Annotated in this window: 18 protein-coding genes; 4 read left to right on the forward strand and 14 right to left on the reverse strand. The window is 62.2% G+C overall.

The features are described from left to right. The first annotated feature begins 13 nt into the window (after positions 1-13). Entirely contained in the window at positions 14-1,510 is a 1,497-nt protein-coding gene (locus BN1969_RS17340; protein WP_077138782.1) for a carboxylesterase/lipase family protein, read from the forward strand. A gap of 271 nt (positions 1,511-1,781) precedes the next feature. Here BN1969_RS17340 and BN1969_RS15290 read toward each other — a convergent pair whose 3' ends face one another. The 12 genes from BN1969_RS15290 to pheS all read right to left on the reverse strand — a co-directional run bounded on the left by BN1969_RS15290 (position 1,782) and on the right by pheS (position 16,203). Next, positions 1,782-2,744 carry a P1 family peptidase gene (locus BN1969_RS15290; RefSeq protein WP_050625071.1) on the reverse strand — a complete coding sequence of 321 codons (963 nt, stop codon included), beginning with the start codon at positions 2,742-2,744 and terminating at the stop codon, positions 1,782-1,784. A gap of 14 nt (positions 2,745-2,758) precedes the next feature. Then, complete coding sequence (locus BN1969_RS15295; RefSeq protein WP_050625072.1) at positions 2,759-3,388, reverse strand: ECF transporter S component; 630 nt, start codon at positions 3,386-3,388, stop codon at positions 2,759-2,761. 218 nt (positions 3,389-3,606) lie between these two features. Continuing rightward, positions 3,607-4,815 carry a carboxynorspermidine decarboxylase gene (gene nspC, locus BN1969_RS15300; protein ID WP_050625073.1) on the reverse strand — a complete coding sequence of 403 codons (1,209 nt, stop codon included), beginning with the start codon at positions 4,813-4,815 and terminating at the stop codon, positions 3,607-3,609. Further along, a complete protein-coding gene (locus tag BN1969_RS15305; RefSeq protein ID WP_050625074.1) occupies positions 4,815-6,074 on the reverse strand; it encodes a saccharopine dehydrogenase family protein in 1,260 nt (419 codons plus the stop codon). Before BN1969_RS15305 ends, nspC begins: the two co-directional genes overlap by 1 nt. Positions 6,075-6,143: 69 nt before the next feature. Continuing rightward, entirely contained in the window at positions 6,144-6,998 is an 855-nt protein-coding gene (gene speB / locus BN1969_RS15310; RefSeq protein WP_050625075.1) for an agmatinase, read from the reverse strand. A gap of 2 nt (positions 6,999-7,000) precedes the next feature. Further along, positions 7,001-7,852, reverse strand: a complete 852-nt coding sequence (gene speE, locus BN1969_RS15315; RefSeq protein ID WP_050625076.1) for a polyamine aminopropyltransferase — start codon at positions 7,850-7,852, stop codon at positions 7,001-7,003. Continuing rightward, a complete protein-coding gene (locus tag BN1969_RS15320; protein WP_050625077.1) occupies positions 7,853-9,322 on the reverse strand; it encodes an aminotransferase class I/II-fold pyridoxal phosphate-dependent enzyme in 1,470 nt (489 codons plus the stop codon). It lies immediately after the preceding gene. Positions 9,323-9,741: 419 nt separating this feature from the next. Continuing rightward, positions 9,742-10,251 carry a 2-thiouracil desulfurase family protein gene (locus BN1969_RS15325; RefSeq protein WP_077138783.1) on the reverse strand — a complete coding sequence of 170 codons (510 nt, stop codon included), beginning with the start codon at positions 10,249-10,251 and terminating at the stop codon, positions 9,742-9,744. Between the two features lie 68 nt (positions 10,252-10,319). Further along, positions 10,320-10,571 (reverse strand): IreB family regulatory phosphoprotein, encoded by a 252-nt coding sequence (locus tag BN1969_RS15330; RefSeq protein WP_050625078.1) that lies wholly within the window; start codon positions 10,569-10,571, stop codon positions 10,320-10,322. 99 nt (positions 10,572-10,670) lie between these two features. After that, positions 10,671-11,825 (reverse strand): type II toxin-antitoxin system RelB family anti-toxin, encoded by a 1,155-nt coding sequence (locus BN1969_RS15335; RefSeq protein WP_050625079.1) that lies wholly within the window; start codon positions 11,823-11,825, stop codon positions 10,671-10,673. A gap of 497 nt (positions 11,826-12,322) precedes the next feature. Beyond that, positions 12,323-15,022, reverse strand: a complete 2,700-nt coding sequence (pheT, locus tag BN1969_RS15340; RefSeq protein WP_050625080.1) for a phenylalanine--tRNA ligase subunit beta — start codon at positions 15,020-15,022, stop codon at positions 12,323-12,325. A 155-nt stretch (positions 15,023-15,177) separates the two neighbouring features. After that, on the reverse strand, positions 15,178-16,203 hold the full coding sequence (gene pheS / locus BN1969_RS15345) for a phenylalanine--tRNA ligase subunit alpha (protein ID WP_050625081.1): 1,026 nt from the start codon (positions 16,201-16,203) through the stop codon (positions 15,178-15,180). A 370-nt stretch (positions 16,204-16,573) separates the two neighbouring features. Between pheS and BN1969_RS15355 the strand changes: the two genes are divergently transcribed. Next, positions 16,574-17,974: a hypothetical protein gene (locus tag BN1969_RS15355; RefSeq protein ID WP_050625083.1), complete on the forward strand. Its 1,401-nt coding sequence runs from the start codon at positions 16,574-16,576 to the stop codon at positions 17,972-17,974. A 60-nt stretch (positions 17,975-18,034) separates the two neighbouring features. Here BN1969_RS15355 and BN1969_RS15360 read toward each other — a convergent pair whose 3' ends face one another. Next, on the reverse strand, positions 18,035-19,618 hold the full coding sequence (locus tag BN1969_RS15360) for an NAD(P)/FAD-dependent oxidoreductase (RefSeq protein WP_050625084.1): 1,584 nt from the start codon (positions 19,616-19,618) through the stop codon (positions 18,035-18,037). 316 nt (positions 19,619-19,934) lie between these two features. On the opposite strand from BN1969_RS15360, the gene BN1969_RS15365 reads away from it, so the two are divergent. Continuing rightward, on the forward strand, positions 19,935-21,068 hold the full coding sequence (locus BN1969_RS15365; RefSeq protein WP_050625085.1) for a site-specific integrase: 1,134 nt from the start codon (positions 19,935-19,937) through the stop codon (positions 21,066-21,068). Between the two features lie 60 nt (positions 21,069-21,128). Further along, positions 21,129-22,154 (forward strand): inorganic phosphate transporter, encoded by a 1,026-nt coding sequence (locus tag BN1969_RS15370; protein WP_050625086.1) that lies wholly within the window; start codon positions 21,129-21,131, stop codon positions 22,152-22,154. Between the two features lie 55 nt (positions 22,155-22,209). Here BN1969_RS15370 and BN1969_RS15375 read toward each other — a convergent pair whose 3' ends face one another. Beyond that, positions 22,210-23,013: an ABC transporter ATP-binding protein gene (locus BN1969_RS15375; RefSeq protein WP_050625087.1), complete on the reverse strand. Its 804-nt coding sequence runs from the start codon at positions 23,011-23,013 to the stop codon at positions 22,210-22,212.

The following is a 23,013-nucleotide window of genomic DNA, read 5'->3' on the forward strand; positions in this document are numbered from 1 at the left end:
GCAGGCGAATATAATGGCTATACGTGAAACTGATGTCCTTTGTGGACATATCCGTGGAATAGCGGCTGGTAATCCTGCGGTTACTGCATTTAAAGGCATTCCCTATGCGGAGGCTCCCACTGGAAATAATCGGTGGAGGCCCCCCATACCCAAAAAGCCTTGGTCCGGAACCTTCGATGCGGTCCGCTTTGGAAATATCTGTCCCCAAGTAATCCCTCAGCCAGGCACCTTCTATCATAAGGAATTCTTCTCCTATCAGCATCTGGAGACTCACCACGAAGACTGTCTCCAACTCAATATTTGGACTCCCGCAGACTCAAAGAGCGATAATCTCCCCGTGCTGGTATTTATCCACGGCGGCGGTTTTCAGACCAATTACAGCTTCGCTCCCCAATTTGACGGTGAACTGATGGCCGCCCAAGGCATCGTAGTAGTAACGATCAACTATCGGCTTGGACTCTTTGGATTTCTTGCGCACCCAGATCTGCGGGACGAGTCTCCTCATGGACTAGCCGGAAACTATGGTCTTCAGGACCAGATATTGGCTCTTCGCTGGGTGCGTGAAAACATTGCCTCTTTTGGCGGGAATCCAGAACAGATCACTATCTCAGGCGGTTCTGCTGGCGCATCCAGCGTACTCATGTTGTCTGCATGTCCACTAGTCAAAGGATGGTTTCAAGGCGCCATCATGCAGAGCGGTCCTCTTCTAGAAAGAAATTTTTCACAGTCGGAGGCCGAAAATATGGGGAAAGCCCTGCTGGAGCGATACGGCTTGTACTCTATCGAAGATGCCCGCAAGGTAGATGCTTCTATCCTCTGCCAGTATGGTCCCGACCTGGATCGCGGTGAGTCTCCATTTATCCAGCCTTGCATAGACGGGGTTATTCTGCCTGAAGGGGTCAGAGATTCCCTCCAAAACGGCCATCTTCATGATATCTGCTACATGGTAGGATGTACCAACAAAGAGGCATGGTCCATGCGAAACCGCTTCCATGCCACCAGCGAAGAAATTGCCCATAAGCTGGAACATGCTTATGGCCACTATTCCGAAGCATATCAAAGGGTCGTAAAATATTCAACAGACGAAGAAATTTACGATTTTCAACTCAATCATGGATTTACCGAGGACATGTTAGCTTATTGCGCTGCATTCTGCCGGATGCAAAGTCTCCATGGCAGAAACCCGGTCTACTTCTATCGTCTGGAACGGGAATTGCCTGGCGACGATGCCGGCGCATTCCACGCATCGGAACATTGGTATGTGTTCCGTACCTTAGACCACTGCTGGCGTCCTTTTGACGGAAATGATTATCAGTTGGCAAAAGCTGTCAGCAATTACTGGGCTAATTTTATCAAAAATGGTGATCCGAACGGAGGTGCGCTACCAGTATGGACGCCCTATGACCGTACCTCACCAGCATATATGGCGCTGGATGTTCAGTCACATATGCAGCCACAGGTTACCAATGAAGCAGTTGACCTCCGGGTCAAATACTATTGTGGTGAATAGCTGCAGGTCGATGTGATCACACACCTATTCAACTCCACCTCGAAGCCTCATACATATGGTATTTTCAAACCCACAACATGGGCTGTATATCGTAGAAGCTGCATATCCGCCATCAAGCGGGGGCAACACATTGCATATCCAAGAAGCCCGCAGGTCACGCAAAGACCTGCGGGCTTTCTGTATCTCAGCATGGAGATGGTAAAGGTAGGTGGTGTGAGCTGTTTCCCTAGGTTTCAGAAATGGCGCGTTGGGAACCGCGGAGCGCAGCCGGTCAGCGAGGCAGGTCCTCCCAGCCTATCAGCCCATAGGCGGAACCGGCGGACTGGACCGCCCGCAGGATGGCCCGCTCCATGGCCAGGGCGGCCATGGCCCCCACCACATTGATGTCCCCCGGGACATCCCCCAGGGAGAGGGCATAGATGCTGTCCCCGTCTGCGGTGGTGTGGACCGGCCGGATAGCCCTGGCGTAGCCGTTATGGGCCATGCCGGCAAGCTTGGTCAAGGGCGTTTTATCAAACTTCCCGTTGGTGACCACCACGCCTAGGGTGGTATTGCCCGCAAACAGATTTTCCGCCGGGGCGATGTCTGCAAACATCTCCTCCAGGGTGCAGGACAGGCTCGTCCTCTTCTCATTAAGCAGGCCGGCCGCCGGGCGTCCGTCGGGACCGTACACGTCCCCCAGGGCGTTCACCGCCACCAGCGCCCCCACCTTCAGAGGTCCGGTCTGGAGCGCATAGGTACCGAAGCCCGACTTCATCGCCCGGCCCATCCCCCGGTATTTCCCGATGGAGCAGCCCGTACCCGCCCCTACATTGCCCTCAGCGGGGGCAGAGCGCCCCGCATTCTCACAGGCCTGGTAGGCCATCTCGGCGGTAGGCCGTACCTCCTTGCTGCCCACCCCCAGGTCGAAGAGGCAGGACTGGCTCACCAGTGGTACCTTGGTCACCCCCACGTCAAAGCCGATGTCCCGCTCCTCCAGATACCGCTGGACACCCCCGGCAGCGTCCAGCCCGAAGGCGCTGCCGCCGGAGAGCAGCACTGCGTTGATCCCCTGGGCGGCAGCCACCGGGGCCAAGATCTGTGACTCCCGGGAAGCGGGGCCCCCTCCTCGGACATCCAGCCCGGCGGAGCTCATCCGGTCGCACAGGATCACCGTGCAGCCGGTAGCCGCCTCCAGATCCTGGGCGTGGCCCACCTGGAAACCGCCCACCTCCATGATCCCGATCTCTCTCATCATATCTCTCCCCTTCACTCCTTCAGCACGACCCGCAGGGCCTTGCACACCGAGCCGCTGATGACGCAGCCCACTGCGGCCTCGATCACGGCCTGAATGCCCACATAGGCGGCGGCAAACAGTAAAATGTTGTCCTGGAACTTGGCCATCAGCTCCTCGCCCAGCAGGACCTGGAGCGTGGGGGCGTTCAGGAAGATCAGGATCAGCACCGTCATATAGAGCAGGGTGTTCAGCACCGGCGCCGCCAGCCCCCCGATGTAATAGGAAATGGTGTTCCCCCTGTCCAGCCTGCGGGCGGCCCGGTAGACCCAGCCCACGCACACCCCCATCAGGACACGGGGGATGATGCTATTCACAAAGCTCAGCACCACCACCACACCTCCGGTATAGCCGGCCAGGAACAGGGTGCTGAACCCGGTCTTGATGGCGGTGTAGAAGCTGATGCAGCCCATCACGCCCCCCAGGACGCCCCCAGCCAGCGGACCCAGCATCATAGCGCCCACGGCCACTGGTACCGTCATAATGGACGCGTACTGTCCGGGCAGCGGGATCATGGCCAATCCTGTGATGTTCATCATCAGCAGGATCCCCACCAACAGAGCCAATTCCATCAGATACGTGAGACTTGTTTTTGCCCTTACCATATTCAATTCCTCCTGCTGCCGCTCCGCCATCTGCGGATGCAGCGCAATTTTGGGGGCGCCCCCATCCGGGAAAACACCCTGACACAAAAGTCAAAGGCATTATACTCTAATTTTCCCTCTTTTTCAAGGCAAAATCAGCCGGGGCGCCGGACCGGAGGACCAGAAAAGCCCCGACGGTCCTGCGCCGCAGGACCGTCGGGGCGGACGCAGATCTCCCGTCAGCGGCCCAGCCGGCTTTTGAAGGCGTTGTAGCCGTGGGCGGTCAGCTGCTCCAGACCCCCGGCGCTGTCCAGCTTCCAGAGATTGGGGAGAGGCATGCCGTTGAAGGTATTGTTTTTACAGGTGGTATAGATGGCCATGTCGCCGAGCAGGACCAGGTCGCCCTCCTGAAGGGGCCGGTCAAAGTCGTAGTCCCCGATCACGTCCCCGGCCAGACAGGTGGGGCCGGCCAGGCGGAACATATGGCCCTCCCCTGGCTCGATACTGGCCCCCAGGATGGGGGGCTGGTAGGGCATTTCCAGCACGTCGGGCATGTGGCAGGCGGCGCTGACGTCCAAGATGGCGATCCTGACACCGCCGTTTTCCACCACGTCCAGCACCCGGCTGGCCAAATATCCGGCATTCAGGGCCACTGCCTCCCCAGGTTCCAGGTAGACATTTACCCCCCAGGACTGCTGGGCGTGACGGATACAGTCCTCCAGGGTGCCCAAATCATAGTCCGGGCGGGTGATGTGATGCCCGCCCCCCATATTGAGCCATTTCATTTCGGGCAGAATGTCCCCGAACTTCTCCTCCACCGCCGCTAAGGTGGTTTTCAAATCGTCGGAGTTCTGCTCGCACAGGGTGTGGAAGTGAATGCCGTCCAGCAGGGACAGGGTGGCCTCGTCCATCTCCTGGTCCCACACGTCCCGGGTCACCCCCATGCGGCTGCCAGGGGCGCAGGGGTCGTAGATGGCGTGGCCCTCCTGGGTGGAGCACTCCGGATTCACCCGCAGTCCCAGGCTTTTGCCCGCCTGCTTGCCCCGGGGCCCGAAGGTCTTCAGCTGGTGGACGGAGTTAAAGACGATGTGGTCGGCGTATTGCAGGAGCTCCTGAAACTCGTCCTCCCGGTAGGCCCCGCAGAACACGTGGACCTCCCCCTGGGGCATCTCCTCCTTGCCCAGCCGGGCCTCATAGAGGCCGCTGGCCTCGGTGCCCGCCAGGTACCGGGACAGGAGGGGGTAGAAATCGTAGTTGGAGAAAGCCTTCTGGGCCAGCAGCACCCGGCAGCCAGTACGCTCCGCCAGAGCGGCGAGCACTTCTCCGTTTTTCCGCAGCCGCTCCTCGTCGATGACGTAGGCCGGGGTGGGCAGCTGGGCAAACAGGGCCCGGGGGTCGTAGTTTGCCAGGCCCGCAAACTGGGGATCTTGTAAGGTCTTATATCCCATCAGTCCACCAGCACGGGGTCGTGGTCTTCGCTGCGGGGCAGGCCGTACTTGTCCAGGGCGTCCAGGAAGGGATCGGGATCAAACTCCTCCACGGTGTGCACGCCCTTCTGGGTCCACTTACCGGTGAGCAGCATGAGGGCGCCGCACATGGCGGGCACGCCGGTGGTGTAGCTGATGGCCTGGCTGGCCACCTCCCGATAGCACTCCTGGTGGTCGCACACGTTGTAGATGTAGTAGGTCTTTTCCCGGCCGTCCTTCTTGCCGGTGAAGATGCAGCCGATGTTGGTCTTGCCGTGAGTGCGGGGCCCCAGGCTGGCGGGGTCTGGAAGCAGGGCCTTCAGGAACTTGATGGGCACGATCTGCTGTCCCTCGAACTCCACGGGGGTGGTGGACAGCATGCCCACGTTCTCCAGACACTTCATGTGGGTGAGGTAGCTCTGGCCGAAGGTCATGAAGAAGCGGATACGGCGTACCTCGGGGATGTTCTCGGCCAGAGACTCGATCTCCTCGTGGTGGAGCAGGTACATGTCCTTCTCGCCCACCTGGTCGAAGTTGTACTCCCGCTTGATGCTCATGGCGGGGATCTCCACCCAGCGGCCGTCCTCCCAATAGCTGCCGGGGGCCGAGACCTCCCGCAGGTTCACCTCGGGGTTGAAGTTAGTGGCGAAGGGGTAGCCGTGGTCGCCGCCGTTACAGTCCAGGATGTCGATGGTGTCGATGGTGTCGAACTCGTGCTTCTTGGCGTAGGCGCAGTAGGCCTGAGTCACGCCGGGATCAAAGCCGCAGCCCAGCAAGGCGGTGAGTCCGGCCTGCTCGAACTTCTCCCGGTAGGCCCACTGCCAGGTGTAGTCGAAGTAGGCAGAGAATCCCTTCTCCTTGCAGCGCTTCTCATAGGCGGCCTTCCACTCCGGCTCCTCAATGTCCTCGGGCTCGTAGTTGGCGGTGTCCATGTAATTGACGCCGCACTCCAGGCAGGCGTCCATGATGGTCAGATCCTGGTAGGGCAGGGCGATGTTCATCACCAGGTCGGGCTGGCAGCTCTTAATGAGGGCGACCACTTCTTCCACCTTGTCGGCGTCCACCTGGGCAGTGGTGATCTTGGTGGCAGTCTTGCCCGCCAGCTCGGCGGCCAGCTTGTCACACTTGGACTTGGTGCGGCTGGCGATGCACAGTTCGGTAAACACATCGCTGACCTGGCAGCACTTGCGGATGGCCACGTTAGCCACGCCGCCGCAGCCGATCACTAATACTCTGCTCATAATCACTTCTCCTTTGTTCTTCTCATTTTATACGCCCCGGTCCCCTCCGGGGGCCAGATATTGTGTTTTTTATTGGGACAGGGCCAGCAGCAGCTCCCTCAGCACCTTGCAGGCGGCGGCGGTGGACACGCCGCTCTGATCCAGCATGGGGGCCAGCTCGTTCACATCCGCCCCCACCACGTTGGTTTTGGCCACCATCTGAATGGCCTCCAGCAGCTGGGGGAAGGTGACGCCGCCCGCCTCGGGGGTGCCGGTTCCGGGGAAGGCGGAGGGGTCCAGGCAGTCCAGGTCGATGGTGAGATAGACCGGGGCCCGGCTGGCCTCCAGGGTCTGGACCAGCTCCTCCAGACCGTCAAAGGTGAAGGGGTGCAGGTCCGTGTGCTCCCTGGCGAAGCGGAACTCCTCCCGTTCCCCGCTGCGGATACCGAACTGGTGGATGCGTCCGTCTCCCAGCAGGTCGTGGCAGCGGCGGATGACGCAGGCATGGCTGAGTTTCGCGCCCAGGTAGTCGTCCCGCAGGTCGGCATGGGCGTCAAAGTGGATGATATGTACGTCGGGCCAGCGCCGCTGGATGGCCCGGAAGCTGCCCAGGGTCACCAGATGCTCGCCCCCAAGCAGCACAGGCAGCTTGCCTGCGGCCAGAATCTCCTCCGCCCGGCTCTCAATGTCCAGCAGCGCCAGCTCCGCGCTGCCAAAGCACAGCTCCAGATCACCGCTGTCGAAGATGCGATAGTCGGTCAGGTCCTTATCCTGGTAAGGGCTGTACGTCTCCAGGCCGAAGCTCTCATGGCGCATGGCAGAGGGGCCGAACCGGGCGCCGGGACGGAAGCTGGTAGTGGAGTCGAAAGGGGCGCCGAACAGAACGATGCGCGCTTCCTCAAAGCTGCTGTCGCAGCCGATAAAGGTCTCGATATTGGGATCCATCTTCACTCTACCTCCTTCAGCATCTCTTCCAAAAACGCCGGCAGGCAGAAGGCCCCCACATGCAGGCGGACGGTGTAATACTGCGTCTTCAAATGGAGCCCCAGCCACTTGTCCCGGTCGAAGTCATCTACCGGGTGATACTTCTTGCTGGCAAAGCCGAACAGCCAGTAGCCGGCGGCATAGGTGGGGATATGGGCCTGATACACCCGGCTGATGGGGAAAGTGCTGACGATGCGCTTGTGGCTGCGCTGCATGGCCTCCGCGTCGTGGCGGTAGAAGGGGCTGCCCTGCTGGTTGACCATAATGCCGTCATCCCGGAGGGCGTTGTAGCAGATGCCGTAGAACTCCCGGGTAAAGTAGCCCTCCGAGGGGCCGAAGGGGTCAGTGGAGTCCACGATGATCAGGTCATACTGGGCGTGGCGGCGGCGGATGAACCGCAGGGCGTTGTCGAAGTAGATGTGCACCCGGGAGTCATCCAGGCGGCAGGCGTTCTCCGGCAGATAGCGCCGGCAGGCCTCCACCACCTGCTCGTCCATCTCCACCAGGTCGATGGACCGGATGCACTCGTACCGGGCCAGCTCCTTCACCACGCCGCCGTCCCCCGCACCGATGACCAGCACGTCCTGCACATGGGGGTGGACGGCCATAGGCACGTGGGTGATCATCTCGTCATAGATGAACTCGTCCCGCTCAGTGAGCATCACATTGCCGTCCAGGGCCAGGACCTTGCCGAACTCTGGGGTGTCGTAGATGTCGATCTGCTGGTACTCGCTCCGGTGGGAGTAGAGGTGCCGGTCCACCCGCATGCTGTGCTTCACGTCGGGGGTATGAAATTCGCTGAACCAGAGCTCCATTTACCGCGCCTCCTGTGTGAGTATGTTGATCTCCTCGATCTCCGGGTCCTCGGGTCCGGTCATGGAGCAGCCCTTCTCCTTGGCGTAGCGGATGTAGTCCAGGATCTCCGCCGTGATCCGCTCCCCAGGGGCCAGGATGGGGATGCCGGGGGGATAGCACATAACGAATTCGCTGCACACCTGTCCCACACTGTCCTCCAGGCGGACGCTGCGCTTGTCCGCGTAGAATGCCTCCTGGGGGCTGGTGACCACCTCGGGGGCGATGTATTCCTGGTTCATCAGACCGCTGCCGTCGGTTTGATAGCGGCGGCGGATCTCCGCCAGGGCGCTGACCAGCCGCTCCAGCTCCTGGGGCCGGTCCCCGATGGACAGATAGGCCAGGATGTTGCCGATATCCCCGAACTCGATCTGGATGTCGTACTCGTCCCGGAGCAGGTCGTAGACCTCGATGCCGGCCAGGCCCACGTCCCGGGTGTGGACGCTGAGCTTGGTGGGGTCGAAGTCGAAGATGGAGTCGCCGTTGATGAGCTCCCGGCCGAAGGCGTAGTACCCGCCCACGGCGTTGATCTCCTCCCGGGCGTACTCCGCCATGGCGCACACCTGGCGAAAGACCTCCCGGCCGCGGAGGGCCAGGTTGCGGCGGCTGATATCCAGGCTGGACATCAGCAGATAGCTGCCCGAGGTGGTCTGAGTCAGGTTGATGATCTTCCGCACATGCCCCTCGTGGATGCCGGGGCCGATGAGCAGGAGGCTGGACTGGGTCAGGCTCCCGCCGCTCTTGTGCATGGACACGGAGGCCATGTCCGCCCCGGCTTCCATCGCTGACACCGGCATGTGGTCCCCGAAGTAGAAGTGGGTGCCGTGGGCCTCGTCCGCCAGGCAGTACATGCCCGCCTCGTGGGCCATTTCCACGATGGCCCGCAGGTCGCTGCAAATGCCGTAGTAGGTGGGGTTGTTCACCAGCACCGCCACAGCGTCTGGGTTCTCCCGGATAGCACGGGCCACCTGCTCCCGCTTCATGCCCAGGGAGATGCCCAGGCGCGGGTCCACCTCCGGGTTGACATAGACAGGGATGGCACCGCAAAGCACCAGGGCGTTGATGACGCTGCGGTGGACATTCCGGGGCATGATGATCTTGTCCCCCCGCTTGCAGGTGGACAGCACCATGCTCTGCACCGAGCTGGTGGTGCCCCCCACCATCAGAAAGGCGTGGGCCGCGCCGAAGGCGTCGGCGGCCAGCTCCTCCGCCTCCCGGATGACAGAGATGGGGTGGCACAGGTTGTCCAGGGGTTTCATGCTGTTCACGTCGATGCTGACACACTGCTCCCCCAGGAAGCGGGTCAGCTCCGGGTTGCCCCGGCCCCGCTTGTGCCCGGGCACATCGAAGGGAACGACCCGCATCTGCCGGAAGGTCTGGAGCGCCTCGTAGATCGGGGCCTTGTTCTGGTCCAGGGTATGTTCTTCTTTCATCTGCCAACACCTCGAAGCACAAAAAAACACAAGCTGCATTTGAACAGCTTGTGTTTGGATCAATTTGTACACGATAAGCTCCAAGTCCCCTGTCCGGCCGCGATGGCGGACAAACGCCTGCAAATAACAGCTGGGGGCGGGAGATATGTCTGGTACTGAGAGTCTATATAGCAACAAGATACTTTTACCACTCTGTTATTGACCGTTTCACAAGTCTGCGCAAACACGCATCTGGTTATGAAGTAACCAACTTATAAAATTTGAGCTTTTAACTCAATCAATAAGGGCGGTGACCCGCCGATCGGCAATGGACCCGGCTGTCCGTATGGCCTTGACTCCCGGAGGAGTGGTCCCAGTATTCTTGGCCAGATAAACTCCAGTCAGATTGCTACAAAATATAGCATAGAACTTCCGATATGTCAATCGTTTTTCCCGGGATATTTGGAGGGCAAAGGGCGGGACGCCCTTTGCCCCTCCTCCCGCGCCTCCCCGCGCTCCGCCAATGTGCCGGCCTCTGACTCTCCGTACACTTGGACCCCGTGTTCCTCCAGCAGGCGGGCGGTCACACCGGAGCCCTCAGTCAGCCTGCCGGTGAAGCTGCCGTCATAGATCTGCCCCCTGCCGCAGGAGGGGCTCCTCTCCTTCAGCACCGCCAGGGTGCACCTATGGGCCCGGGCCAGCTCCAGCACCTCTTCGGCTCCGAGGCGGTACGCCTCCGTCACGTCCTTTCCCGTCCGGTCCACCACCCGGCCGTCTCTCTGGAGCTCCGCCGGCGGGCGGGGCGTGGGCAGGCCGCCCATCACCTCCGGGCACACGGGGATCAGCCGGTGCCCCAGCACCTCCAGCCGCGCCAGCTCCCCGCAGGGCCTGGAGGCCCCGTCGTACCGGCAGGGAGTCCCCAGCAGGCAGGCACTGACCAAAATATCCATCTGTCTCTCCCCTTCCCCAACATCAGAAAAGGGCCCGCTGCGCCTTGCAGCGGGCCCTCGATCTGCTGTCAATGGGTCAAATAATATTTCACCAAAGTCTGGAGCAACTCATCCCGGTCCACTTTTCGGATCAGCGCCCTGGCGTTATTGTGGTTGGTGATATAGGTGGGATCTTCTGAGAGGATATAGCCCACGATCTGATTGACTGGGTTATAGCCCTTCTCCTGAAGCGCCTGATACACCGTAGTCAAGATCGCCTTGATCTCCAGATCCCGCTGATCGCCCAGCCGGAACTTCCGAGTGAAATCCATCTCATCCATCGAACACACCTCCTGCAGCGTTGAAGTGGAACACTTGTGCTTAGTTTACTCCAAAAAGGAGGCGGTGTAAAGGGTATGGGGCAAAATTTTAAGAAAAATTTAGGACTCCTCCGGCTCCTGCCGGCCCTTCTGCTCCGCCGGCACCCACTCCACCCGCAGGAAGCAGCACAGCAGGTACACAGCGGCCACCAGAAGGGCGGCCACCGCCAGCTCCTCGCTGGGCTGGCCGAAGCGCAGATAATACTGGGTGGACATCTCTGCCTTTTCCTCCATCAGCCTGCCGGAAAACAGGGAATAGACCTGGGGATAGGCCAGCATCCCCCGGAACCCCAGGCAAGCCAGCATCATGGCCAGGACCGGGAGCAGCATCCCCCAATGCCTCCGCTTCAGGCAGGGGAGCAGAGCCAGCACCCCTGCCATCGTCCAGACCGCCAGATAGAGCTCCTGCTGGTGCTGGTACCAGAATCTCGGCAGGAGAGTCTGCCGGTAGAGATACCAGAACCCGACCAGGACGATGGGGCACAGAGCGGGCATGGCCTTGCTCCAGGCGAAGGGGGCCCGGGCCAGCCGGGGATGACCCCGCAGGTCGGGCAGCCGCACCGGGAGATCCCCTCTCTCCCCCGCCAGCCGCCGGGCAGCCAGCTGAGTCAGAACGGTGAGGCCGCAGGCGCCCGCCAGCCATAGGGGCCCCAGAACAAGGACCAGCTGAAGCAGCGCGCCGGCATCCCCTCTCAGCAGTTGGAAAATCATGTTCTTCCACTGGCTCAGAACTGTGGGAAAAAGCACCTGAAACACCACGCCCCCCAGTTCTTCCGCCAGGGTCCAACTGACGCAAAAGCACATGGCCCAGCTGCCCAGGCGGAACCAGCGGGCGTGATAGGTGTAGTGAGCCTGGAGATAGATGCCGTAGGCCAGACAGCCCAGATAGAGGGCCCAGCACACCGGCACGGGGACGAACCTCCGCAGTAAATAAAAGGCCAGTCCTCCGCCGATGGCGAAGGCAAAGGAGAGCAGATTCTGCCAGTCGCTTTTCTGCAATGTGGGGACAGGGGCACCTGGGTCCAGCAGGGCATCCACCGTCACATCCAGTGCCCGGGCCAGAGAGAGCAGGGTAGGGACATCCGGGTAGCTCCCGCTCTCCCACCGGGAGACTGATTTGTTGGACACGCCGATGCGATCGGCCAGCTCCTGCTGGGTGAGCCCCCGCTCCCGGCGGTACCGTTTCAGCCGCTGGGCAAATTCCAGTTCATCCATGGTGTCTCCTCCTGTGATCCTTTCTTGCCTCTATCATACCGGAAAAACATTCCCGCCGCCACCCCGGAGGGTGAGAATCTGCTCTCGCGGGACAGGAATTTGTTCCCGGAAGTGGAAAATCAGGTCTCAGGCCGCAGGGGGCACATAGGATGCGTCCCCTGCAAAATGTTGTAAACCTCCGGCTCACAGCACTGTGCATTGCCGACCGGCTCAGCTGTCTGTACAGGTCTCGCGATCTCGTCCATCACTCTTTCTTTCCGGGATCACAAATAAAAGGATCAAATGCCAATAGGAATAATATAAAAACAGACAACATATCCCATACATCAGGTACAGGATCGCCCGCCCTAGTGCCGTCTCTGGCTTCGTACTGTTTTATGGTTACATCGGGCATAAAAAGCGGGGGCGAAACTAAGTTTCGCCCCCGTCAAAGCTTTTCGCGGGTCTGAGTGAAAACGCTTGTACGCGCTGCGCGCCCCGTCTGCCACGGGGCGGCCTCAGCGCAGTACCGCGCCCAGCTCCTTTTCCAGAGTTTCCAAAATCGCTTTCACATCGGCGTCCGCCTCTTCGGCGGTCAGGCTGCGGTCGTCGGCCCGGAGGACCAGGTTGAAGGCCACAGACTTCTTGCCCTCGGCCACGCCCTTGCCCCGATAGATGTCGAACAGGGTGACCTCCTTCAGCAGTCCCTTCGCCCCCCGACGGATGCAGTCCTCCAAGGCTCCCACGGTGACCGCTTCGCCGCACACCACGGCGATATCCCGGGTAACGGCAGGGAACTTGGGCAGGGGCACGTACTGGGGATCGGGGCCCTTCCCGCACATCAGCTGGTCAAAGTCCAGCTCGGCGCAGTAGAACTCTGCGTCCACGCCGTAGTTCTGGGCCACCAGGGGGTGGATCTGACCAAACACGCCCACCTCCTGGCCGTTGACCAGCACCTGGGCACAGCGGCCTGGGTGGTAGGAGGGATTGGGGATCTGAGGGGCCTCAAAGGTGACGTCCGCCGCCCGGATCTCTCCCAGGATGGCCTCCACCGCCCCCTTCAGGGCAAAGAAGTCCATTCCTTCGCCGTAAGCGCCCAGAGAGAGCACCTTCTTCTCCACCGCCAGGCCGTCGGCCCCGCCAGGGAGATAGATGCGGCCCACCTCATACAGCTTGGCGCACTTGTTGCGGAAGTTGTAGTTCCGGGTCAGGATCTCCAGCATGGAGGGGAGCACCGTGGTGCGCATGATGGAGGTATCCTCCCCCAGAGGGTTGAGGATCTTGAAGGACTGGCGGCGGGGATCGTCCGAAGCCCAGCGGATCTTGTCGTAGTAGGTGGGGGAAATGAAGGAGTAGGTGATGATCTCGTCATAGCCGCATGCACGGCACACCGCCCCCAAGGCGCGCTCCAGCTCCTGCTCAGGGGAGTAGCCGCCCCGGGTGGTCTGGCCCCGCATGAGGGTGGTGGGGATGTTGTTGTAGCCGTGGAACCGGGCCACCTCCTCGGCCAGATCGGCCATGGCCTCCACGTCGGAACGCCAGGAGGGCACGGTGACCTGGTCTCCCTCCACCTGGAAGTCCAGCTTCTTCAGGATGGACACCATCTCCTCGGCGGCGATGTCGGTGCCCAGCAGGGCGTTGATCTTCTCCGGCTCCAGCTTGAGCACCCGGGGCTGAGGGACGTAGTTGAGGATGTCGATGACGCCGTCCACCACCTCGCCGGCCCCCAGCAGCTCCACCAGCTCACAGGCCCGCTCCACGGCGGGGAGGGTGTTCAGGGGGTCCAGGCCCTTCTCATACTTGGCGCTGGCCTCGGTGCGCATGCCCAGGGCCAGGGCAGTGCGGCGGATGGTGGTGCCGTCGAAGTTGGCGGACTCAAAGACCACGTCCGCGGTGTCGGAGACGATCTCGCTGTTCAGGCCGCCCATAATGCCCGCCAGGCCCACGGCCCGGTGCTCATCGGCAATGACCAGCATATTGGGATTGAGCTTGCGCACGCTTCCGTCCAGGGTGGTGAGCTCCTCGCCCTCCTCCGCCCGGCGGACCACGATCTTGCCGCCCTTCACATAGCGGTAGTCGAAGGCATGCATGGGCTGGCCGTACTCCAGCATGACGTAGTTGGTGATGTCCACGATGTTGTTGATGGGGCGCACGCCCATGGCCCGCAGCCGCTCCCGCATCCACTTTGGGGAGGGAGCGATCTTCACGTTGCGCACCATTCGGGCGGTGTATCGGGGGCACAGGTCGGCCGCCGGGGTCTCCACATCCAGCAGCTCCGGCAGCACGCCGGGGCCGCCGCCCTTCACCACCGGCTGGTGGAGGGCCAGGGGTGCGTCAAAGGTGGCGGAGGCCTCCCGGGCCAGGCCGATGATGGAGAGGCAGTCGGGGCGGTTGGGGGTGATCTCGAACTCCACCACGTGGTCGTCCAGGCCCACCACCGGCTTCAGGTCGTCCCCGGGTTTACAGTCCTCGTGAAGGATGAAGATGCCGTCGGGGATGCAGTGGGGGAACTCCGCCTGCTGGGCGTGGAGGTCATCCAGGGTGCAGACGGCCCCTCGCTTGGTGTCATAGGCCACCAGGTCGCCGTTGTGGAGATTGGCACAGGTGGTGGTGACTGTCACGGACAGGGCCTCCTGGCCGGCCCAGAACAGGCGGCAGGTCCAGCCGGCCTCTCCGGCGGGCTCTACTCCCTCCACCAGGGCAGCTATCACCGGCCCATAAATCTTGTCCCCCGGCTGGATGTCCGCGGAGATAGAGGGCTTGTCCTTATCCAGGGGTTTGTAGTCCCCCAGGATGGCGGCAGGAGTGATGACGGCGTAGGGGAAGTCCCGGGTGTCCAGGCCCAGCTCACTCAGGCCGCACAGCATGCCGTTGGACACCACGCCCCGCAGCTTGCCCTTTTCGATCTTCTTGCCCCCAGGCAGGGTGGACTTGTGCATGGCCACAGGCACCAGGTCGTCTATGTGGACGTTCCAGGCCCCGGTGACAATCTGCACCGGCTCCTCCCGGCCCACGTCGATCTGGCACACCCACATGTGGTCGCTGTCCGGGTGGTGCTCCATGGACAGCACCTTGCCCACCACCACGTTCTGGATCTCGGCACCCAGGTCGTGGGTCAGCTCCACCTTGGAGCCGGACAGGGTCATGGACTCCGCAAACTCTTTATCATCGGCCTCAACGCTCACAAACTCGCTGAGCCACTTGCGAGATAGATTCATAGTATAAAACTCCCTTTGTTTGAATTAGGAATGAGGAGTTAGAAATCAGGAATTGCGGTGTCCGGTTTTGCCGGAATATTTGGAATTGAGCTGCGGAAGAAACCGCTTCAATTCCTAACTCCTAATTTCTAATTCCTAATTGATTTTTAGAGCAATCAGAATTGCTCTAAAAATCTAACGTCGTTCTCAAAGATGAGCCGCAGGTCAGCGATCTTGAAGCGGCGCATGGCGGTGCGCTCCAGCCCCATGCCGAAGGCCCAGCCGGAGTAGACCTCCGGGTCGATGCCCGCCATTTTCAGCACCTTGGGGTGGACCATGCCGGCACCCAGCAGCTCGATCCAGCCCTCCCCCTTGCAGGTGGGACAGCCCACGCCGCCGCACTTGTGACACTGCACGTCCATCTCGCAGGAAGGCTCGGTGAAGGGGAAGTGGTGAGGACGGAAGCGGGTCTTGGTGCCCCTGCCGTAAAGCTGCTCCACCACCGTGTTCAGGGTGCCCTTCAGATCGGCCATGGTGACCCCCTTGTCGATGACCATGCCCTCCACCTGGTGGAACATGGGGGAGTGGGTCGCATCCACCTCATCCTTACGGTACACCCGGCCGGGGGCGATGATGCGGATAGGCAGTTCCATAGTCTCCATGGCCCGCACCTGCATGGGGCTGGTCTGGGAGCGGAGCATCACCCGGCTGTCCTCGTCAAAGTAGAAGGTGTCCGACCAGTCACGGGAGGGGTGTCCCTCCTCCGCATTGAGCTTGTCGAAGTTGTACTCGGCCAGCTCCACCTCCGGGCCGTCCAGCACGGTGAAGCCCATGCCGATGAAGATGTCCTTGATCTCATCCAGGGCCAGGTACATGGGGTGCTTGTGTCCCAGCTTCACCTCGCGGCCGGGGATGGTCACATCCACAGCCTCGTCCTTCAGGCGCTGCTCCAGGGCCTGGGCCTCCAGCTTACCGGAGGCGGCCTCAATGGCCGCCTCCAGAGCGGAGCGGACCTCGTTGGCCAGCTGGCCCATGGCGGGGCGCTCCTCGGCGGACAGCTTGCCCATCATTTTCAGAACGGCGGTGAGCTCACCCTTCTTGCCCAGATACTGGACGCGCAGGCTGTCCAACTCGGCGGCGGACTGGGCCTGCCCAAAGGCGGCCAGCGCCTCCGAACGGATCTTTGCTAACTGTTCTTTCATCTGTGTTCTTCCTTTCAGAGGTAAATTGATCGGACGGGGGCGGACAGCAAAAAAGCCTTCCGCCCCAAACCTGTTGGGACGAAAGGCAACCCTTCCGCGGTACCACCCGTATTCGTGTCAGACACGCACTTGAACTTCCCGATAACGGCGGAACAGCCGTCCCCCTCTCAGGGGCCGCTCCCGGGCGAACCAAACGACACGCTTCAGGGCGGCTTTCAGCCGGTGACCACCCCTCTCTGAGAAACGAAAGCACGTTATTTTCCCGCTCTTCGCATTTGTACTAAAGGTATATATACCACAAATCTTCTTGTATTGCAAGTCCCCGGAGACTATAATAGAGGCGAGACCAGCAAAAAAGGAGGTCTTCTCCATGAAACGGCTCTTCACGGCCGCTCTCTCGGCGGCCCTGTTCCTGTCCCTCGCCCTTCCCTCCTCCGCCGCCGGGACCGGCCGGGCAGTGGACTGGGCCCTGTACACCGACATCACCGCCCAGATCAACGGCCACCCTCTGCGCTCCTACAATGTGAATGGCAGCACCGCCGTGGTGGCGGAGGACCTGCGCGGATATGGCTTCCAGGTCCTCTGGGATGCAGAGGACCGCACCCTTTCCGTGGAGCGGGCCGCGGACAGCACAGGCTGCCCTGCCCTCCCGGCGTCCTGGCCGGACTACACGCCGCCCGTCCTCACCCAGCCGGTGGGGACCCGGGCACAGCCCATCCTGTCCACGGACATTGACACCTATGTGGCCGGGCAGTATGTCAGGAGCTGCAACATCGGCGGCGAGACCCTGATCTGGTTCTCCGACCTGGCTCCTTACGGTGCCGTTGCCTTCGACGAGGACAGCCGCACCGCCGAGCTGACCCTCGGCGATCCCATGCAGATCCAGTTGGATGATCTGATCCAGCGCATGGAGGATGTAAAAGAGTTTATCAATGTGGAATATCAGCTGTATCCCTCGGCTTCCGGGACGCTATTTGCCGGCTCGATGGGCGGCGTTCCCCACGGGAGCAGTTTCCAACTATATTTTGTGAGAAACAACGGAACAAAACTCGATATCATCAGTCTTCTTCCCGCCTATATGGGTGGGTCTCACTCTTTCGCCCGTTATCGGGACATCGAACTGGATGATGCCGGAACTGTATTGACCTTTATTTCCCCGGTGAAAGAGACAATAAACTGGGCTACCGGCGAAACCAAGGACTGGGGAGATACCCTCTGTACAGTCGATCTGGTCAGCGGCACCATGCGGTCCATGCATCCCCTGTCCCAGACGCTGACCCAGTGGTCCGCCTATTATGAAGCAGAGACCTGGCCGGAAGGATTTCTCCCGCCCACGCCTCCCCTGTCTGACGGCAGTGTATCCCTGACCCTGAGCCGGCCCGAGGGGACAGCCGAAGTGGTCTGTCTGGATGGTTCCCTTCCTTCCTACTTCATGTCCATCACCGTCAGCCAGGACGGCATCGCCGTTGTCCATGAGCAGGGGTTGTTCAGTCAAGACTTTTTCGGCACCCCCTATGGGCTCCTCTATCAGAAGCTGTTGGACCTGGAACTCCCCTCCGTCTTTCAAGATGATTCTGATTTGGAGGCATCGCCGGAGCAGATGGCTCAGGCCTCTCAGTGGCTCCAGGCCGCCAAGAATGGGGAGCCCATTCCAGGCAATCTCTGGTGGAGCGGCGGCAATGGCCACCGGGATCTGGTCTTTGACTTTGATCAGCCTGTCACTCTGGAGAACGGAGACATTCTTACCTTTCATATGGGTCTGCCGGAATGACCGGCCTCTTCTCCCCACCAAGCAAAAACGCGCTGCCCGCTGGGCAGCGCGTTTTGTTTTTTATCCCCGGGCCACGGCCTCGGCCACCCGGATGCCGTCCACGGCGGCGGAGACGATCCCGCCGGCGTAGCCCGCCCCCTCGCCGCAGGGGTACAGGCCCCGCAGGGCGGACTGGAAGGTCTCGTCCCGCAGGATGCGCACCGGCGAGGAGGACCGGGTCTCCACTCCAGTGAGCACCCCGTCCGGCGCGGCGAAGCCCCGGAGCTTCCGGTCCATCAGGGGCAGGGCTCCCCGCAGCGTATCCGCCACCGCCCCGGGCAGGCACCGGTCCAGCTCCGTCCAGGTCACTCCTGGGCGGTAGGTGGGCCGGATGGCACCCGGTCCCTGGGAGGGCCGCTTCTTCAAAAAGTCCTCCACCCGCTGGGCAGGAGCCAGGAAGCCGCCACCCCCCGCCTGGAATGCCGCCCGCTCCCACTCCTCCTGGAAGCGCACCCCGGCCAGCGGTCCGGCACCGGCGGGGAAGTCCTCCGGCACCACCCCCACGAGAAAGCCGCCGTTGATGTTCTTCCCATCCCGGGCCCGGAAGCTCATGCCGTTGGTCACCACCTGTCCCTGGGCGGAGGAGGCGGCCACCACCTCCCCCCCGGGGCACACGCAGAAGGTGAAGGCGGACCGGCCCGTGGGCAGGTGGCAGGCCAGCTTATAATCGGAGGGCGGGAGCTGTTTCCATGCCGGACCGTACTGCCGGGCGCTGATCTCCCGCTGAAGGTGCTCGATGCGCACCCCCACGGCAAAGGGCTTCTGCTCCATGGGCACCCCCGCCTGATGGAGCATGGCAAAGGTGTCCCGGGCGGAGTGTCCCGGGGCCAGCACCAGGGTGTCGGCTTTCAGAAGATAGCCCCCCTGGGGCCCCGCCACCCGCAGCCCCGTCAGGGCGTCCCCCTGTATGGTCAGCCCCTCCAGCCGGTGGCCGAAGCGCACATCGCAGCCCAGGGCAATGAGCTCCTGCCGGATGTGCTTCACCACCTGCCGCAGCACGTCGGTACCCACATGGGGCTTATGGGAATACTTCACGTCGGCGGGGGCTCCCGCCTCCACCAGCGTATCCAGCACAGCGGCGATGCGGGGGTCATGGGTGCCGGTGGTCAGCTTTCCGTCGGAAAAAGTGCCAGCCCCTCCCTCTCCGAACTGGACGTTGGAGCCCTCGTCCAGGGCCCCGGCGGTCCAGAAGCGGTCCACGTCCCGGGTCCGCTGGTCCACGTCCTGGCCCCGCTCCAGCACGACACAGGGAAAGCCGTTCCGGGCCAGGAACAGAGCCGCAAACAGGCCCGCCGGGCCCATGCCTACCACCACCGGGGGCAGGGCGGAGCGCCGTCCCGCTGCCGGAAAGGCGTATGCCTGCCGCTCCGTCCGGGACACGTTCCGCCCCGGCGCGTTTTCCACCAGCCGCTCCTCCTGGGGCATGGACAGCTCCACCGTATAGACATAGTGGACCTCGCTCCTGTTCCGGGCGTCGATGGACTGCCGGACGATCTCCAGCTCTCCCAGCTGCCCCGGCCGGAGCCCCAGGGCCCGGGCCGCCCGCTTGCGCAGCTGCTCCAAATCTCCGTCTACCGGAAGGGACAGGTTACTGATCCGGATCATAAGGTCCCACCCTTTCTTCTCCCGGGGCAGGGCCCCGTTTCGCGGTGTGATTGTACCACAGCTTCTCCTCCCGTGCAAGGGCACCGCCTGCTTTTGCCATTTTGCCCGGTCTGTCCGGAGGGCTTTCTGCCCTTTTTTTCTCTTTCGATGCTCTCAGTGTACAGAGGGTATGCTTTCCCAATACCTGCAAATAATGAATGTAGGCCTTCGGCCTGTTTTGTCACTGATTTCCCCCCTGCTCCCCGCCCACCTATGCTATTCTTGTAACACGTTCCTGCAAAAACGACATTTTTCGACAAAAGGAGAGGATCATCTTATGGCAAGGAAACGAGTGGAACGCAACATTTCCTTTGATGACGTGCGAAAGGTATATTATGTCAGCATGGATCTGGGCAAGAACAGCGAGGGGAAGCGGGTCAAGCAGTACCGCACCTTCCCCAACCTGACCTCCGCCCGGACGGGCCTGCGGGAGTTTTACGCCGACCGGGACAAGCTCCTCCACCCGCCCAAGCAGGAGCAGACCCTGCGCCAGTGGCTGGATTACTGGATGGAGAACATCATCCGCCCCAACCGGGCGGAGACTACGGTGTATGCGTATCAGAAGATCATCGACAACCACCTGGACCCGCTACTGGGCGCCGTCCCCCTGTCCAAGCTCAGCCCCAAGCAGATCCAGGAGTACTACCAGACCATGACGCGGACGGAGGGGCTCTCTTCCAACACCATCCGCCGGCACCATGACCTGCTCTCCGCCGCCCTGCGGATGGCAGTGCGGCAGGATATGCTCCGGGTCAATCCCATAGAGCGGGTGGAGCCGCCCCGCCCCAAGCTCCACGAGGCCTCCTATTATACCCAGGAGAACCTGAAGGTGCTCTACCAGCTGGTAGAGGGCCACTGGCTGGAGATGGTGGTCAAGGTCACCGCTGGGCTGGGTCTGCGGCGGGAGGAGATCTGCGGCCTGAAATGGGAGAGCGTGGACTTCCAGCGCCGCGTCGTCCATATCAAGGAGGCCCGCACTGCCTATGGCGCCACAGTGGTCCAGAAGGAGACAAAAAACCGCTCCTCCATGCGCACCCTGTTTATGCCTGACGAGCTCTATGAGCTGCTCCGCCGTGAGAAGGCCCGGCAGGAGCAGGAGCGCGCCATCCGGGGCGGGGATTACGCCGCCTCTGGACATGTGGTGCTGGACAGAGAGGGACTGCCCTACTCCCCCAACGCCCTGTCCCTGGCCTTCACCCGGTTCGTGCGGAAGAACCACCTTCCCCGGCTCACCCTCCATGGACTGCGCCACACCTTCGCCACCATCGCCTCTGCCCAAGGCGTCCCTCTGTTCGACATCGGCAAAGCCATGGGACACAGCACCCCCGCCACCACCGGCCGGATCTACACCCACCTGGTGGACCGCACCCATGAGGAGACCCTGCTGCTGGTCTCCGCCGCCCTGAAGTGACAGCTTCTCGGGACATACCCCCGCCTCCGCCCCCATATAGTGGGGGGTGGAGGTGATCCCATGCCCCTGTCCCTGCCTGAGTTCCTGTGCCAGATGGCGGCCAGCCCGGCCCTGACCCTCACGGTGCTGCTCACTCTGGCCGTCCTGCTGGTCAACGGCTGGACCGATGCCCCCAATGCCATCGCCGCCGCTGTGGTCACCGGGGCCCTCCCTTTCCGTCCGGCGGTTGGGCTGGCCGCCCTGTGCAACCTTCTGGGCGTGCTGTGCGTCACGGCGGTGAATACATCAGTGGCCGAGACCATCTACTCCATCGCCTCTTTCGGCGGCGGTCCCCGGGCGGCCCTGGCCGCCCTTTGCGCCGCCATGGCTTCCATCGTTCTCTGGGCGGCAGCGGCCTGGTGGTTCGGCATCCCCACCAGCGAGAGCCACGCACTGGTAGCCGGCATCTCCGGGGCGGCCGCCGCCCTGGAGGGCAGCTTGTCCTGCATCCGGTGGGACTGCTGGGCCCGGGTGGTGCTGGGGCTGCTGGTCTCAGTGGGAGCGGGCTTCTGGGCGGGCCGCCGGGCCCTGAGGGCGCTCAGCCGACTGTCCTGGAGCGACCGGCTGTTCCGCAGGGCCCAGATCCCCGGGGCTGCCCTCACCGCCTTCCTCCACGGTGCCCAGGACGGGCAGAAATTTCTGGGCATCCTTCTACTGGGCATTGCCCTGTCCCAGGGCCGTCAGGACGAGCAGACCTTCCTCATCCCCTTTTGGCTCATGACCCTGTGCGCCGGTTCAATGGCCCTGGGCACTGGGATGGGCGGGCGGCGCATCATCGACACCGTGGGCCGCGAGATGGTGCGTCTGGGTCCCCGGGAGGGGCTGGCCTCCGATCTGGGCGGCGGCGGCTGTCTGCTGCTGGCCACCCTGCTGGGCCTTCCAGTGAGCACCACCCACACCCGCACCGCTGCCCTGCTGGGTGCGGGGAGCACCTCAGGCCGCCGGATCGACTGGTCGGTGGCCCGCTCCATCGCCCTCACTTGGGTGCTCACCTTCCCTGGCTGCTTCACCCTGGGCTGGTGCATGGCCCGGCTGTTCCTCGCCTGAGTCTGAATACAGCGCCGCCCCGCCGCTGATCGCGGCGGGGCGGCGCTCTTTCCTTTTATTCCGAGAGCAAGATGCGGTCGTTGTCCAGCTCCCTGCCGGCCCCAGCCTTGAACCGCTTCAGCAAGTCCTCCACCGTCAGGCCCTTCCGCTCCTCCCCCCCAATGTCCAGCACGACCCTTCCACTGTCCATCATCAGGGTGCGGTTGCCCAGCTCCAGAGCATTTTTCATGTTGTGCGTCACCATCATGGTGGTGATATGATGCTCCGCCACGATCTCCCGGGTCAGGCCCAGCACCTTCTCTGCTGTAGAGGGGTCCAGGGCCGCCGTGTGCTCGTCCAGCAGCAGCAGCTTGGGCGGGACCAGCGTGGCCATCAGCAGGGTAAGCGCCTGACGCTGTCCGCCGGACAGCAGCCCCACGGGCTGCTTCATCCGGTCCTCCAGCCCCATATCCAGCAGGGCCAGCCGGTCCCGGAAGAACTGCTTCTCCGCTTTGCTGGTCCGGCTGAAAAAAGCGTTCTGATTCTTGGCAGTGCGCAGATAGGCCAAGGCCAGGTTCTCCTCGATGGTCATATGAGGCGCCGTCCCCCGCATGGGGTCCTGAAACAGCCGCCCTATTTCCCGGCTGCGCTTGTACTCCGGCTTGAAGGTGATGTCCTCCCCCGCCAGGCGGATGGCGCCCTCATCCACATAGAAGGCCCCCGCGATGGCGTTGAAGAGGGTGGATTTACCCGCGCCGTTGGAGCCCACGATGGTGACGAAGTCCCCCTTCTCCAGACGGAGGGCAACTCCGCTCAGCGCCTTCTTCTCGTTCACCGTTCCGGGGTTGAAGGTCTTGGAGATACACGCAAGTTCCAGCAT

Source organism: Clostridium phoceensis, from assembly GCF_001244495.1.
Classification (GTDB): Bacteria; Bacillota; Clostridia; order Oscillospirales; family Oscillospiraceae; genus Lawsonibacter; species Lawsonibacter asaccharolyticus.

Bases quoted from the DNA above. Each gene is read 5' to 3' on its own strand.
- BN1969_RS17340 (WP_077138782.1), top strand. From the start codon at position 14: ATGGCTATACGTGAAACTGATGTCCTTTGTGGACATATCCGTGGAATA.
- BN1969_RS15290 (WP_050625071.1), bottom strand. From the start codon at position 2,744: ATGAGAGAGATCGGGATCATGGAGGTGGGCGGTTTCCAGGTGGGCCAC.
- BN1969_RS15295 (WP_050625072.1), bottom strand. From the start codon at position 3,388: ATGGTAAGGGCAAAAACAAGTCTCACGTATCTGATGGAATTGGCTCTG.
- nspC (WP_050625073.1), bottom strand. From the start codon at position 4,815: ATGGGATATAAGACCTTACAAGATCCCCAGTTTGCGGGCCTGGCAAAC.
- BN1969_RS15305 (WP_050625074.1), bottom strand. From the start codon at position 6,074: ATGAGCAGAGTATTAGTGATCGGCTGCGGCGGCGTGGCTAACGTGGCC.
- speB (WP_050625075.1), bottom strand. From the start codon at position 6,998: ATGGATCCCAATATCGAGACCTTTATCGGCTGCGACAGCAGCTTTGAG.
- speE (WP_050625076.1), bottom strand. From the start codon at position 7,852: ATGGAGCTCTGGTTCAGCGAATTTCATACCCCCGACGTGAAGCACAGC.
- BN1969_RS15320 (WP_050625077.1), bottom strand. From the start codon at position 9,322: ATGAAAGAAGAACATACCCTGGACCAGAACAAGGCCCCGATCTACGAG.
- BN1969_RS15325 (WP_077138783.1), bottom strand. From the start codon at position 10,251: ATGGATATTTTGGTCAGTGCCTGCCTGCTGGGGACTCCCTGCCGGTAC.
- BN1969_RS15330 (WP_050625078.1), bottom strand. From the start codon at position 10,571: ATGGATGAGATGGATTTCACTCGGAAGTTCCGGCTGGGCGATCAGCGG.
- BN1969_RS15335 (WP_050625079.1), bottom strand. From the start codon at position 11,825: ATGGATGAACTGGAATTTGCCCAGCGGCTGAAACGGTACCGCCGGGAG.
- pheT (WP_050625080.1), bottom strand. From the start codon at position 15,022: ATGAATCTATCTCGCAAGTGGCTCAGCGAGTTTGTGAGCGTTGAGGCC.
- pheS (WP_050625081.1), bottom strand. From the start codon at position 16,203: ATGAAAGAACAGTTAGCAAAGATCCGTTCGGAGGCGCTGGCCGCCTTT.
- BN1969_RS15355 (WP_050625083.1), top strand. From the start codon at position 16,574: ATGAAACGGCTCTTCACGGCCGCTCTCTCGGCGGCCCTGTTCCTGTCC.
- BN1969_RS15360 (WP_050625084.1), bottom strand. From the start codon at position 19,618: ATGATCCGGATCAGTAACCTGTCCCTTCCGGTAGACGGAGATTTGGAG.
- BN1969_RS15365 (WP_050625085.1), top strand. From the start codon at position 19,935: ATGGCAAGGAAACGAGTGGAACGCAACATTTCCTTTGATGACGTGCGA.
- BN1969_RS15370 (WP_050625086.1), top strand. From the start codon at position 21,129: ATGCCCCTGTCCCTGCCTGAGTTCCTGTGCCAGATGGCGGCCAGCCCG.
- BN1969_RS15375 (WP_050625087.1), bottom strand. From the start codon at position 23,013: ATGCTGGAACTTGCGTGTATCTCCAAGACCTTCAACCCCGGAACGGTG.